Source organism: Streptomyces sp. MZ04 (assembly GCF_004684775.1).
Lineage (GTDB): Bacteria > Actinomycetota > Actinomycetes > Streptomycetales > Streptomycetaceae > Streptomyces.
Window position 1 is genome coordinate 1 of record NZ_SRIC01000224.1, and the last position, 14,184, is coordinate 14,184.

General features: G+C 70.9%; 10 protein-coding genes and 1 riboswitch. Of the genes, 6 read left to right on the forward strand and 4 right to left on the reverse strand.

What is annotated here, in order from left to right; translation table 11 throughout:
- Positions 1 to 110: 110 nt before the first annotated feature.
- Positions 111 to 1,232, reverse strand: a complete 1,122-nt coding sequence (locus E2651_RS32335) for an AAA family ATPase (RefSeq protein ID WP_135334817.1) — start codon at positions 1,230 to 1,232, stop codon at positions 111 to 113.
- 155 nt (positions 1,233 to 1,387) lie between these two features.
- Here E2651_RS32335 and E2651_RS32340 point away from each other — a divergent pair, with 155 nt between their 5' ends.
- Positions 1,388 to 2,752, forward strand: coding sequence for an SWIM zinc finger family protein (locus tag E2651_RS32340; RefSeq protein WP_135334818.1), 1,365 nt, complete (start codon positions 1,388 to 1,390; stop codon positions 2,750 to 2,752).
- A 94-nt stretch (positions 2,753 to 2,846) separates the two neighbouring features.
- The gene (locus E2651_RS32345) at positions 2,847 to 4,619 is read left to right on the forward strand and encodes a DUF5691 domain-containing protein (RefSeq protein WP_245239370.1); all 1,773 of its coding nucleotides are present in this window, start codon (positions 2,847 to 2,849) and stop codon (positions 4,617 to 4,619) included.
- Positions 4,620 to 4,660: 41 nt separating this feature from the next.
- Here E2651_RS32345 and E2651_RS32350 read toward each other — a convergent pair whose 3' ends face one another.
- Positions 4,661 to 5,077: a cobalamin B12-binding domain-containing protein gene (locus tag E2651_RS32350; protein WP_135334819.1), complete on the reverse strand. Its 417-nt coding sequence runs from the start codon at positions 5,075 to 5,077 to the stop codon at positions 4,661 to 4,663.
- Positions 5,078 to 5,481: 404 nt separating this feature from the next.
- Here E2651_RS32350 and E2651_RS32355 point away from each other — a divergent pair, with 404 nt between their 5' ends.
- Both E2651_RS32355 and E2651_RS32360 read left to right on the forward strand, forming a co-directional pair.
- Entirely contained in the window at positions 5,482 to 6,336 is an 855-nt protein-coding gene (locus E2651_RS32355) for an alpha/beta fold hydrolase (RefSeq protein ID WP_135334820.1), read from the forward strand.
- Positions 6,337 to 6,522: 186 nt separating this feature from the next.
- Entirely contained in the window at positions 6,523 to 8,115 is a 1,593-nt protein-coding gene (locus E2651_RS32360) for a M23 family metallopeptidase (protein ID WP_135334821.1), read from the forward strand.
- A 55-nt stretch (positions 8,116 to 8,170) separates the two neighbouring features.
- Here E2651_RS32360 and pcrA read toward each other — a convergent pair whose 3' ends face one another.
- Positions 8,171 to 10,657 (reverse strand): DNA helicase PcrA, encoded by a 2,487-nt coding sequence (gene pcrA, locus E2651_RS32365; protein ID WP_135334822.1) that lies wholly within the window; start codon positions 10,655 to 10,657, stop codon positions 8,171 to 8,173.
- 243 nt (positions 10,658 to 10,900) lie between these two features.
- A riboswitch (cyclic di-AMP (ydaO/yuaA leader) is annotated at positions 10,901 to 11,057 on the forward strand.
- A gap of 7 nt (positions 11,058 to 11,064) precedes the next feature.
- Here pcrA and E2651_RS32370 point away from each other — a divergent pair.
- Entirely contained in the window at positions 11,065 to 12,273 is a 1,209-nt protein-coding gene (locus E2651_RS32370; protein WP_135334823.1) for a C40 family peptidase, read from the forward strand.
- 90 nt (positions 12,274 to 12,363) lie between these two features.
- Here the strand turns inward: E2651_RS32370 and E2651_RS32375 are convergent, their stop codons facing one another.
- The gene (locus E2651_RS32375) at positions 12,364 to 12,717 is read right to left on the reverse strand and encodes a hypothetical protein (RefSeq protein ID WP_135334824.1); all 354 of its coding nucleotides are present in this window, start codon (positions 12,715 to 12,717) and stop codon (positions 12,364 to 12,366) included.
- A gap of 317 nt (positions 12,718 to 13,034) precedes the next feature.
- Here E2651_RS32375 and E2651_RS32380 point away from each other — a divergent pair, with 317 nt between their 5' ends.
- Positions 13,035 to 14,087: a C40 family peptidase gene (locus tag E2651_RS32380; protein ID WP_135334825.1), complete on the forward strand. Its 1,053-nt coding sequence runs from the start codon at positions 13,035 to 13,037 to the stop codon at positions 14,085 to 14,087.
- Positions 14,088 to 14,184 lie beyond the last annotated feature (97 nt).

Below are 14,184 nucleotides of genomic sequence, written 5' to 3' on the forward strand. Positions count from 1 at the left end.
CCCCCGCGCCGTCTCTGTCCCCAACTCCGTTCCCCCGCCCGGCTCCACGTCCCCGCGTGTCTCGTCACTCATGTCCGCACCCCCTCCCACGCCGGTCCCTCCGACGTCCGTCACACACTCACCTCGCGGCACGCGCGGTAGAAGTCCTTCCAGCCGTCGCGCTCACGGACCACCGCCTCCAAGTACTCCTGCCAGATCACCCGGTCCGCCGCCGGGTCACGGACGACCGCGCCGAGGATGCCCGCGGCGACATCGCCCGGCCGCAGCACCCCGTCCCCGAAGTGGGCCGCCAGGGCAAGGCCGTTGGTGACCACGGAGATCGCCTCGGCCGTCGAGAGCGTGCCGCTGGGCGACTTCACCTTCGTACGCCCGTCGGCCGTGACGCCGTCCCGCAGCTCGCGGAAGACGGTGACGACGCGGCGTATCTCGTCGATCCCGTCGGGCCCGGCCGGCAGATCGAGCGCGCGCCCGATCTGGTCGACGCGGCGCGAGACGATGTCGACCTCCGCGTCCGCGCTCTCCGGCAGCGGCAGGACGACCGTGTTGAAGCGGCGGCGCAGCGCGCTCGACAGGTCGTTGACCCCGCGGTCGCGGTTGTTGGCGGTGGCGATGAGGTTGAAGCCGCGCACTGCCTGCACTTCCTGCCCCAACTCCGGTATGGGCAGGGTCTTTTCCGACAGGATCGTGATCAGTGAGTCCTGTACGTCGGCGGGGATACGGGTCAGCTCCTCGACCCGCGCCGTCATGCCGTCGGCCATGGCCCGCATGACGGGGCTCGGCACAAGCGCGTCGCGGCTGGGGCCGTGCGCGAGCAGCTGCGCGTAGTTCCAGCCGTAGCGGATCGCCTCTTCCGGCGTGCCGGCCGTGCCCTGCACGAGCAGCGTCGAGTCCCCGCTGACGGCCGCCGCCAGATGCTCGGACACCCATGTCTTCGCCGTGCCGGGCACGCCGAGCAGCAGCAGCGCCCGGTCGGTGGCGAGGGTGCTGACGGCGACCTCGACGATGCGGCGCGGACCCACGTACTTCGGCGTGATCACTGTTCCGTCCGGCAGCGTGCCGCCGAGAAGATACGTCGCGACGGCCCAGGGCGAAAGCCGCCAGCGGGTGGGCCGGGTCCGGTCGTCCTGCGCGGCCAGCGCGGCGAGTTCGGCCGCGAAGGCGTGCTCGGCGTGCGGCCGCAGCACCTCCGCCCGCTGGTTGCCGGTCGTCGTCTCGTCGACGGAAACGGTCATGGAGCGATCCCCCTCCAGCTCGTCCGGACGCGTCTGGCCCGGATGTGTTTCCAACGGTGCACCACGCCACTGACAATCGACCTCCGAACGCCTCTGACCTGCATGGATACCGGGCGTCAGGTCGATTGTCAGTGGCGGGACCTACCGTCGAAGACATGACTCAGCAGGGGGTGCGCTGGACGGCGGATCAGGTGCTGGCACTGGCGCCTGATACCCCGTCACGCAAGGCGGGAAGCAGGCTCGGCATCGCCGGGCCGTGGTCGGAGGCAGGCAGTTCGGGCGAGGGGGCTGTGTGGGGGCTGTGCAAGGGCAGCGGCAGCAAGCCGTATCAGACAGTCGTGGACATCGCAGACATCACCGGATCGGCGGGACCGGCGTACAAGTGCAGTTGTCCGAGCCGCAAGTTCCCGTGCAAGCACGCGCTCGGGCTGCTGCTGCTCTGGACGGGGGCGGATGGAAGGGTGCCCGATGCTCAGCCGCCGGAATGGGCGCGGGAGTGGCTCTCGGCGCGCCGTAGAGGAGCGGAGTCGAAGCAGGGCCCGGCCGCGGAGCCGGGCCCGTCGGCGCCCGCCGATCCCGAGGCCGCGCGGCGCAGGGCGGAGCGGCGGGCCGAGCGGGTCACGGCGGGGGCGACGGAGCTGGAGCAGCGCCTCTCCGATCTGCTGCGCGGCGGCATAGCGGCCGCCGAACAGGCGGGGTACGGACTGTGGGAGGAGACGGCGGCCCGGATGGTCGACGCGCAGGCGCCCGGACTTGCCGCGCGCGTGCGGGAGTTGGGGGCCATACCGTCCTCCGGGCCCGGCTGGCCGGTGCGGATGCTGGAGGAGTGCGCGCTGCTGCACCTCCTCGACCAGGGCTGGCTGCACCGTGAGCGGCTGCCGGACGCGCTGGCCGGCACCGTCCGCTCCCGTGTGGGTCTGCCCACGCCCGCGCAGGGCCCACCGGTGCGGGACCACTGGCTGGTGCTCGCGCAGTACGACAGGGCGGACAGCAAGCTCACCACCCGCCGCATCTGGCTGCAGGGCACGGAGAGCGGCCGCACGGCCCTGCTCCTCTCGTACGGGGCCGCGGGCCGCGCCCCGGCGCTCTCGCTTCCGGTCGGCCTGGCGCTGGACGCCGAGCTGACCGCGCACCCGGGCGCCGGGCAGCTGCGCACGGACCTGGGCGAGCAGTTCGCGCCGCCGGCGCCCACCGCCGCCCGGCCGCCCGGTGTGGGCACGGCGCAGGCGACGTCCCGCTACGGAGAAGCGCTGCGGCTGGATCCGTGGCTGGACTCCTGGCCCGTGACGCTGCGCGAGGTGATACCGACCCCGCACGTGGACGGCTGGCAACTGGCCGACGAGGAAGGCGGTCTGGCGCTGCCCGTCACTGCGTCCGCGACGTCCAGACCTGGGCTGTGGCGCCTGATCGCACTCTCCGGAGGCGCTCCGGTGACGGTCTTCGGCGAATGTGGTCATCAGGGCTTCACTCCCCTGACGGCCTGGCCTCAAGGATCAGGAGAAGCGGTGCCGCTGTGCTGAGCTCACCTCGCGCCGCCGCAGCATCACGTACTCCAAAGGCACGCATTTCAAAGGCACGCATTTCAAAGGCGCGTACTTCAAAAGAAGGGACCTCATGACCGGCACCACCCCGCTCGACGAGGCCGCCGCCACCCCCTGGGAGGAGCTGGTGACCGCCGCCCTCCTCGGCACCGACCGCCGCACACCCCCCGTACGGACACCGGGCAAGGACGCCCCGGCCGCCCTCCTGGACGCGGCCGCCGTGCAGACCGTCCGGCGCAGAGCGGGCCTGCGCCCCGCGCCCGCCGCCGCACCGCCCGAGCTCGCCGCCGAGGACCCCAGGCCCATCGTGCCGCCCACAGCCCGGCGCCGCCTTGCCACCCTGCTCACCGACCATCCCGGCGCGGGCAGCGGGGGACGCCGCGGTGCGGTGCCCGATCTCATGGAACTGCTGCCGCAGTGGCTGGCGTTGGCCAACGAACGCGGCTTCGCGGCGCCCCCGGAGCTGCTGCCCGCGCTCCTGAACGCGGCCCGTGGGCGCACGGATCTCCGGCCGCAGGCCCTCGCCTTCGCGGGCCCGCGCGCGCTGTGGCTCGCACGGCTCAACCCCGACTGGAAGTTCGCGCTGCGCTCCACTCCGGGCGGCGGCGTGGCCCTGCCCGCCCCGGAGGAGACGGCGCGGGTCCGACAGCTGTGGGAGGAGGGCCTGTTCGCCGAGCGCGTCGCCCTGCTCGCCTCGGTGCGGGCCCACGACGCGGCCGCCGCGCGGGACCTGCTCGCCACCACGTGGGGCACGGAACGGGCGGAGGACCGCCTGATGTTCCTCGACTCCCTGCGTACGGGGCTCTGCGCAGCCGACGAGCCGTTCCTGGAACAGGCACTCGCCGACCGCAGTCGCAACGTCCGCGCCACGGCGGCCGAGCTGCTCTCCGCGCTCCCCTCGTCCGCCCTCGCCGCACGGATGGCGGACCGGGCCGCTTCCTGTGTGGCCATCGACCACGCGAACGGAACGAAGAGCACGCCGACGCTCACGGTCGAGGCCCCCCACGAGTGCGACGCGGGCATGGAGCGCGACGGCGTCGTCCCCAAGCCGCCCGCAGGCCGGGGCGAACGGTCCTGGTGGCTGGGCCAGTTGGTCGAGGCGACCCCGCTCTCCTGCTGGCCGTCGCGCCTCGGCGGCCGCGCCCCCGCCGACATCGTGGCGCTGCCCGTGGCCGACGACTGGCGGAGCGAGCTGCACGCGGCGTGGTGCCGGGCCGCCGTGCGGCAGCGCGACGCGACCTGGTCCCGCGCGCTGCTCGGCGCCCCCGCCTCGCCCGACGCGGCGGGACCGGGCGCGGCATCGCTCGCCGAGCGCGCGAAACTCCTGGCCTCGCTGCCCACCGGGGAACGGGCCGACTGGGTCGCGGGGTTCATCGCGGCGCACGGCCTCTCGGAGGCGTTCCAGCTGCTCGGTGTCTGCGCGGTGCCCTGGTCGGAGCCCCTGGGGCGGGCCGTGGTGGACGCGTTGAACATCGCGCGGGACGCGGGGAGTTATCCGTGGAGCTTCAGCGGCGTGATGGGCTTGGCGGAGCGCTGCCTGGACCCGGCGGAGGCGGTCAGGCTCGACGTGCTCACCGCGATCCCGGACGAGCCGGAGGACGCTTCGCCCGGCGCGGGCGGCTACTGGTCGGAGGCGTTCCAACGCCTGGTCAGCACGTTGCGCCTGCGCGCGGCGATGCGGGCGGAACTGGGGGTAGAGCCGCGTACGCCACGGGACACGGCGCCGGCAGCGGGCCCGGGAACACCGGAGCAGACGGCGCCGGGAACGCCGGGACAGGCAATCTCGGCATCAGCCGCACCGCCGATCCCGGAGTCGCCAGGGCAAGCAAAACCGGGGGCGCCATGACCACCGGCACCCCCGCCTCCGCCCCCGCGGAGGCGAACCGCTCAGGCGCCCGCAGGCTGCCGCACGTTCGCCCGGACCCAGTCCACGATCGAAGCCGTCGTCGCCCCGGGCGTGAAGATCTCCGCGACGCCCTTCTCCTTGAGCGGGGCGATGTCGTCCTCGGGGATGATGCCGCCGCCGAAGACCTTGATGTCCTGCGCGTCGCGCTCCTTGAGGAGCTCGATCACGCGCGCGAAGAGCGTGTTGTGCGCGCCAGAGAGGATGGACAGACCGATCGCGTCGGCGTCCTCCTGGATCGCGGTGTCCACGACCTGCTCGGGCGTCTGGTGCAGCCCGGTGTAGATGACCTCCATACCGGCGTCACGCAGTGCCCGCGCGATCACCTTGGCCCCGCGATCATGACCGTCGAGACCCGGCTTGGCGACCACCACGCGGATCGGACCGGCTGCCACACCCATCACTGCCTCCATGTACCGATATCCATCTGTCCGAGCACTGGCACCCCGTGCCGCACCGGCCGGGGAAGTGAACGAACGTTATCTCCAGCATCTCTCACCCGGCAGTTTCACGGTGGAGAGCGAGGGGGAAATCACACGATGGGACACGTTCGCTGCGCGCCACTCCCGTATCCAGCGGTATACGGACCGCATCCGGGACGGCGCAAGGGGAGCCGCAAAGAGGGCGCCGCACCACCGCGCAGTCAGCCGCGCGGCGTGGTGATGCGGCGCATCGGCGATCGCGCCGCCGGTGGGCACGCCACCGGCGCCGGCCACGCACCGCCGCCCGCCCTCCGCCGCGCCTCCCCGCTACGGGCACACGGGGGACAGAGCCGTCCTCCCGCGTGCCGACCGGGAGGTCGACCATGACCGTCACGAGGGTCCTGCCCTTTCGCCCGCTCTGCGCTCTGCTCCCCGCCAGACTGGCGGGACTCTCCCTGACCCTGCTGAAAGCGACCGCACTCGAGCTGGCGATCCTCACCGGGCACCTCCTCCTCTACCCCTCGGGCATCACGCCGGAACGCAGGACCGTCCCCGCGCCGTCACCCTCCGAAGCCCCCCGGCTCCCCACCGAGAGCAGGCCGCCGGTCGTCCTGCTGCACGGCTTCATCGACAACCGCTCCGTCTTCGTCCTGCTCCGCCGCGCACTGGCCCAGCACGGCCGCCGGCACGTGGAGTCCCTCAACTACTCCCCCCTCACGTGCGACATCCGCACCGCCGCCGAGTTGCTCGGCCGCCACATAGCGGAGATCTGCGAGCGCACGGGCCACGACCGGGTCGACATCGTGGGCCACAGCCTCGGCGGTCTGATCGCCCGCTATTACGCGCAGCGCCTGGGCGGCGACAAGCGCGTACGCACGCTGGTCACCCTCGGCACGCCGCACTCGGGCACACGGGTGGTGCCGCTGGCCGACGCGCACCCGATCGTGCGCCAGATGCGCCCCGGCTCAGATGTGATCGAGGAGTTGCGCGAACCCGCGCCGGAGTGCCGCACGCGTTTCGTGAGCTTCTGGAGCGACCTGGACCAGCTGATGGTTCCCCTGGAAACGGCCTGCATCGACCATCCCGACCTGAACGCGCAGAACGTACGCGTCTCCGGAATCGGCCACCTCGCCCTGCCCGTGCATCCCGCGGTCGCCGCCGGAATCCGCCAGGCCATCGACCAGCCGGCCACGGGAACTCGCGGCACGGGCGAGCTGAACGGACTGACGGTGGCGTAGGAGACGGTGGATTCGTCGAACGCTTCTCGAACGCAAGGCCAAAGCTGTGCCCACAGTCCGCCGAAAGGCGGCCGAATGCCCGTTTCCTGAGATCGGGAAACCTGCCGAAGATTGTCGCGCCCGCGTACCGCCGGGTACAGTCACCGCACTGCTCTGCCCCCTGCTGCCGAGGCGAAAGAGAAGTTGGTGAACGACCGTCACCCGTCGGGGACCTCCACTCCCCCCGCCTCGGCACCCGCCGACTACGCGCCCTATGCGTCGTACGACCAGGGCACGCAGCACGGCGGCTACACCGGGTACGACGGCTACTCCACCGGCTCGTTCACCACCACCGGCGGCTACGACACGGCGAGTCCCGGCACCGGAAGTTTCGCCTCCGACCCGCTCTTCGGCGACATGCCCGGCAGTCAGTACGACACCGGCCAATGGTCAACCACGGGCACACACCAGACAGTCGGCTACGACCCCTACGCCGCGCAGCACCAGGTCGCGTACGACGCGAGCGGCTACGAGACGGGCAGCTACGACACCAGCGCCGCCTGGTCGACCGGCAGTTACCAGACGCTCGCCGCGGACATCCCCGCCCAGCCGGGCCCCGACGCCAGTGGCCAGTGGGACACCAGCGCCTGGAACCAGCCGCAGCAGACCGGCCAGTGGGAGGCGCAGTCCTTCGACACCGGGGCGTACGACGCGACCGCGTGGAACTCCGGCGGCCACGAGGCGGCGTACGGAGCAACCGGGACACACGAGACGTACGGGGCGACCGAGACGCATGTGACCGCGCTCGTCGAAGAGCACGGAACCCCGGATCCGTACGCGCCCGCCGAGGCCTACGAGCACGCGGCGTACGCGGCCGACGCCCCCGTCGCGCCCTATGCGTCCGATCTATCCGATCCGTACGCCCAACCCGCCCCCGCCGAACACGAGTTCACCCCGGACGAGGCGGCCGCGGAGCCGCTCGGTCCGATCGAGCCGATCTTCGGACGCGACGACGCCGACGATGAGCCGCCGGTCATGGACCGCTCCCGCGCCTCCCGTTCGCGGACCCGCCGCCGCACCCCCGCCAAGCGTTCCGCCCTGCTCACGGTGGCCGTGCCCTCGGCCTGTGTGATGGGCGTCGCCGGGATCGCCGCCGCCTCCGTGAGCAACTTCGGCGGCGACGACGGCAAGGAGACCCAGGCCGCCACGGCCCCGGACCCGACGTCGGTGAAGCCGTCCGCCGCGAACAACAAGCTCGACACGCAGCTGGAGAACCTCTCGGCGGACGCGGACGACTTCGCGGACCGGGCCAGCCGCACCCAGGAACGCATCGACCTCAAGGCGCAGAAGGTGGCCGCCGAGAAGAAGGCCGTCGAGGAAGCCGCGCGCAAGGAGCGCCTGCGCCCCAAGTTCGCGCTGCCGGTCAAGCAGCAGGGGCTGAGCGCCTATTACGGCCAGGCGGGCATCAACTGGATGTCCCAGCACTCCGGCATCGACTTCCCCGTGTCGTACGGCACCGAAGTGATGGCCGCCACCGACGGCACCGTCTCCACGAAGTGGAACAGCGCCTACGGAAACATGGCGATCGTGACCGCCAAGGACGGCACGGAGACGTGGTACTGCCACCTCTCCACGCACAAGATCTCCAGCGGCCCCGTCAAGGCGGGCGACGTCATCGCCTTCTCCGGGAACTCCGGCAACTCCACAGGACCGCACCTGCACTTCGAGGTGCGCCCCGGCGGCGGCTCGGCGATCGACCCGCTGCCGTGGCTGCGCAGCCACGACCTCGACCCGACGTAACTCCGGCCGCGCCCCGCGGCGGCGACCCGATGTTCTCCGGCCGCCGCCCCTGGCGCTACAGCTTCTCCACCGGCGCGTACCGCAGCAGCAGGCGCTTCGGCTTCGGCTCTCCGAAGTCCACCGTCGCCTCGGCGTTCGCGCCCGAGCCCTTCACTCCGACCACGGTCCCGAGGCCGAACTGGTCGTGCGTCACCCGGTCCCCGACCGCCAGCGAGACCACCGGCTTCTCGGAGGCGCGACGCGTGGCGAAGCCCTGCGCGCCCCCGGCGCGCGAGCGCGACGACGACAAGGACGAGGCGATTCCGGCCGCGGGTCCGGAGGACGCCGGCGCGCCGACGGACCCCGTCCGCTTCCAGTCGAGATGGGCGTCCGGGATCTCCTCCAGGAAGCGCGAGGGCGGGTTGTACGAGGGCTGGCCCCAGGCGCTGCGCATCGAGGACCGCGTCAGATACAGCCGCTCCCGCGCGCGCGTGATGCCCACGTACGCGAGGCGCCGCTCCTCCTCCAGCTCCTTGACCTGGCCGAGGGAGCGCATGTGCGGGAAGACGCCGTCCTCCATGCCGGTCAGGAAGACGACGGGGAACTCCAGGCCCTTGGCGGTGTGCAGGGTCATCAGCGTGATGACTCCGGAGCCGTCGTCCTCCTCGTCGGGGATCTGGTCGGAGTCGGCGACGAGCGCGACCCGCTCCAGGAACTCCGAGAGCGAACCGGCGACACCGGCTGTCTCGCCTTCCCCCTCCCCCTCACCGCTGTCCTGCTCGAACTCCAGGGCCACGGCGGCGAGTTCCTGGAGGTTCTCGATGCGCGTCTCGTCCTGGGGGTCGGTCGATGCCTGCAACTCGGCCAGATAGCCGGTCCGTTCGAGCACGGCCTCGAGGACGACGGCCGGGCCCGCGCCGGACTCGACGATGGTCCGCAGCTCCTCCATCAGCGTGTTGAAACGCTTGACGGCGTTCGCCGAGCGGGCCGCCATTCCGTACGCCTCGTCGACGCGCTTCAGGGCCTGCGGGAAGGAGATCTTCTCGCGCTGCGAGAGCGCGTCGATCATCGCCTCCGCGCGGTCGCCGATGCCCCTCTTGGGTACGTTGAGAATGCGCCGCAGCGGTACGGAGTCCTCCGGATTGGCGAGCACGCGCAGATACGCGAGGACGTCCCGGACCTCCTTGCGCTCGTAGAAGCGGACGCCGCCGACGACCTTGTAGGGCAGGCCGACGCGGATGAAGATCTCTTCGAAGACACGCGACTGCGCGTTCGTCCGGTAGAAGATCGCGACGTCCCCGGCCTTCGCGTCGCCCGCGTCGGTGAGCCGGTCGATCTCGTCGGCGACGAACTGCGCCTCGTCGTGCTCGGTGTCGGCGACATAGCCGGTGATGCGCGCGCCCGCGCCCGCGTTGGTCCACAGGTTCTTGGGGCGGCGGCTCTCGTTGCGCTCGATGACCGCGTTGGCGGCGGTCAGGATCGTCTGCGTGGAGCGGTAGTTCTGCTCCAGGAGGATCGTCGTCGCGTTCGGGTAGTCCTCCTCGAACTGGAGGATGTTGCGGATCGTGGCGCCGCGGAAGGCGTAGATCGACTGGTCCGCGTCACCCACGACACAGAGCTCGGCGGGTTCGCCGACATCACTGCCCTCGCCTCCGGAGGGGCCGACCAGCTCGCGCACGAGGGCGTACTGCGCGTGGTTGGTGTCCTGGTACTCGTCGACCATCACGTGCCGGAAGCGGCGCCTGTAGTGCTCGGCCACGTCCGGGAACGCGCGGAACATGTGGACCGTCGTCATGATCAGGTCGTCGAAGTCGAGCGCGTTCGCCTCGCGCAGGCGCGACTGGTACATCGCATAGGCCTGGGCGAGGGTCTTCTCGAAGCCGTCGGCGGCCTGGCCCGCGAAGGTCTCCTCGTCGATCAGCTCGTTCTTCAGGTTCGAGATCTTGGCGCTGAAGGACTTCGGCGGGAACTTCTTCGGGTCGATGTCCAGGTCACGGCAGACCAGCGCCATGAGCCGCTTGGAGTCGGCGGCGTCGTAGATCGAGAAGGAGGAGGTGAAGCCCAGCTTCTTCGACTCGCGGCGCAGGATGCGAACGCACGCGCTGTGGAAGGTCGACACCCACATCGCGTTCGCACGCGGCCCGACGAGCTGCTCGACGCGCTCCTTCATCTCGCCCGCGGCCTTGTTCGTGAACGTGATCGCCAGGATCTGTCCCGGGTGCACGTGCCGCTCGGCGAGCAGATGCGCGATGCGGTGGGTCAGGACCCGGGTCTTGCCGGAGCCGGCACCGGCGACGATGAGCAGCGGGGAGTCCGCGTGCACGACGGCCGCGCGCTGGTTCTCGTTCAACCCGTCGAGCAGCGCCGCCGGGTCGATCACCGGCCGCGGCGCACCATCGCGGTAGTGCGCTTCCCGGGGTGTGGGCGCGTCGAACTTCCCGTCGAACAGATCATCCGGAATGGGCTCCGGAGCACTGTCCTCGGGCGGCGGCGGGGGCTCCCCCTCCGATGCCCGCGAGGGCTGGAGGTCCGCCAGGAAGCTGTCATCAAAGAGGCTGCTCATCGCCTCCCGAGTCTAGGCCGCCCCACTGACAACCCGCCCCGGGTTCCGGCCAGGTCCCTCTGCCTACGCCCCGCCCGCGGACGGTGACACTCCGCTACGGCAGGGCGTGCCCGCGTCAAGAGCTTCGTAAAGTCACGAAAATGTATCGGGCATATCGAACATCAACCTTCACACGGAGCACACGAGTTGGCTAGCGTGCTCCGCGGGCTGCTCGTACTCCCACCGGCGAACCCCGCCGGGAACGGGTTGCCTCCGCCGAGTCCGATCTCCTCGGAGCCGGGGACCCACCAAGACCTTGGGGTGAATCGGTCCCGTACGAAGTACGGGACTGTAGGGCAACCTTCCGGATCATCCGCCCGAACCCGACAGCTAACCCGGTAGGCGGTCTACGGAAGGAGTCGCCTCCCTTGGCGTCGCACCGCAAGCCGCGGACCCGCATTGCCGGAATACGCACCACTCCCGCCATCGGCATCACGACGGCGGCCCTCACCTCCGTGGCCCTCCTGTCGCAGAGCGCCCAAGCGGCCCCCTCCGCGCCGCAGAAGCCCAGCCTCGAAGAGGTCCAGAAGAAGGTCGACGACCTCTACCAGCAGGCGGGCGTCGCCACCCAGAAGTACAACTCGGCCAAGGAGCGCACCGAGAAGCAGCGCAAGAAGGTCGACACCCTTCTGGACGACGTGGCCCAGCGCACGGACAAGCTGAACGAGGCCCGCCAGGAGCTCGGCTCGTTCGCCGCGGCCCAGTACCGCACCGGCGCCGTGTCCGAGACCGCCACGATGATGCTCGCCGAGGACCCGCAGGGGTACTTCGACCAGAACCACCTCTCGGACCGGCTGACCGAGCGCCAGAAGAAGGCCGTCGACGACTACCAGACGCAGCAGGCGTCGGCGACGAAGCAGCGCACGAAGGCCGCGAAGTCCCTGGAGACGCTGAGCGATTCCCGGGACGACCTGAAGACGAGCAAGAGGACCGTCCAGGAGAAGCTGACGAAGGCCCGGACGCTGCTCTCGGAGCTGACCGCCGAGGAGAAGGCGCGGCTCGCGGCGATCGAGAAGAAGAAGGAAGAAGAGGCCAAGCGCAAGGCCGCCGAGCTGGCCCGCAAGCAGGAGGCCGAGGCGGAGGCCAAGCGCAAGGCGGCGGAAGAGGCGGCCGCCAAGGAGCGCGAGGAAGAGCAGCAGAACGACGGGACCGGCGGCACCGGCGACAACACGGAGACCCCGGACACCGGCACCGGCACCGGCACCGGGGACACCGACAGCGGCTACGCGACGAAGGCCGCGAAGGTCATCGACTTCGCGGAGGCACAGATCGGCAAGCCGTACGTGTGGGGCGCCACGGGCCCCGACTCCTACGACTGCTCCGGGCTCACCCAGGACGCCTGGAAGGCCGCGGGCATCTCCCTACCGCGCACCACATGGGACCAGGTGAAGGTCGGCACGACGGTGAAGACCGCCGACGCCAAGCCGGGTGACCTGGTGTTCTTCTACGACGACATCAGCCACGTCGGCATCTACATCGGCAACGGCCAGATGATCCACGCCCCGAAGCCGGGCGCGAACGTCCGCACCGAGTCGATCTACTACATGCCGATCCACAGCGTGGTCCGCCCCGCCTGATCGACCTCTTCACGTACTACGCGCGCGCGGCCCGCATCCTCTCGGGGATGCGGGCCACGCGCGCGTAGTACGTCGGTTGGATATCCGGACTCAGGTCCAGAGCACCGCGATGAAGATGTTCGCCGTGGTCAGCAGGCCCACCGCACCGAACATGCCCTTGTCGACCTTCTCCTCGTCCCGCTTCATATAGACCAGCGCGAGGATCACGATCAAGACGGCCATCTTGATGCCGATCTTGAGGTTGTTGACCGGGTTGTCGTCCGCCTGGTTGAGGCCCACCAGGATCACGCCCGTGACCAGCATGGTCAGCGCGCCGTGCAGCATCGCCGGGGTGAAACGGGCCGTGCCCTGGCCCATCTGCTTCATCTGGGTGAGGAAACCGCCCAGCAGGGAGGCGATACCGATGATGTGCAGGCCGACGAAGACATGGGTGAGTACGTCCATGAGCCGGAGCCTAGCCGGGGCCTTACCACCGCTCGGCACCCAGGTGGGCCACAAGCGCCGCATCGGTCAGGGGCCTGTGCGAAGGCAGCGCGGCCACGCGATGCGCGCGGCCACAAACAGTCACCGGCCGGAGCACTTCCGTCAGTTGCGTACATTCCGTCACCAACCCGTGACGGTCAGGTTTAGCGTCCTTCGTCAGGTGACCGGCTCCCCACCGCCGCCCGGACCAGGGGCGGCAGTCGGACACCACCGCCGAGAAACCGGCGGCGGTCCGCTCCCCCTGTGCGGGCCGCCGCCGGACCCTAAGGAGCCCCTTCGTGGCAGCTCACCGCAAGCCCAGACAGCGCGCGCTCAACGGCGGTACGGCCCGCACCGCCGCCACCCTCGCCCTCGCCGGGGCCGCCACGGCGACCGCCTTCGACGGGACGGGCCACGCGGAGCCCCGGCTCAGCCCGGCCGAGGTGAAGTCCAAGGTCGACGCGCTCTACCGCGAGGCGGAGATCGCCACCGAGAAGTACAACGGCGCCAAGGAGAAGGCGGACAACGCCGAGGAGTCCCTGGGCGAGTTGCGCGACGAGGCGGCCCGCAAGGCGGAGAAGCTCAACTCCGCGCGCGAGGGCCTCGGTTCGATCGCCGCGGCGCAGTACCGCAGCGGCGGCATCGATCCGGCCGTCCAACTCGCGCTGTCCTCCGAACCCGACCAGTTCCTGGAGCGCGCCGCGCTCGCCGACCGTGCGGGCAGCCGCCAGGCCTCGGCCGTCAGCGGCGTACGCAAGCAGATCCAGGAGATCGACCAGCTGCACAGCGAGGCCGACGGAACGCTCGACCGCCTCGAGTCCCGCCAGGCGGAGCTGAAGAAGCACAAGAAGACGGTCAACGGAAAGCTGGACGCGGCCAAGCGGCTGCTCGCCCGGCTGACCGCCGAACAGCGTGCGCGGCTCGCGGGCGACGGCGATCAGGACAGGGCCTCCCGCGCCGCCGGCCACGACGCCGCCCTGGACGCCCCGGCGAAGGCGCCCAACGCCCGCGCGTCGACGGCCGTCTCCTACGCCTACGAGGCGCTCGGCAGCCCTTACGTATGGGGCGCCACCGGTCCCAACGCCTTCGACTGCTCGGGGCTCACCCAGGCCGCGTACCGCGCCGCGGGAGTCTCCATTCCCCGGACGACATACGCGCAGATCGCCGCGGGCAATCGGATCCCGCGCTCCCAACTGCAGCCGGGAGACCTGGTCTTCTTCTACCAGGGCATCAGTCACGTCGGCATCTACGTCGGCAACGGACAGATGATCCACGCGCCGAACCCGAGCGCGCCGGTGCGCTTCGCACCGATCAGCCAGATGCCGTTCGCGGGGGCCACGCGCGTGGCGTGAGAGGCCACGCGGATGGCGTGAGGGGCCTCACGAAGGGCCTGCTCAGCCCGAAGGTACTGTTCTGGCTCATGCCCCGCCGCACGCTCCCGCCGCCTCC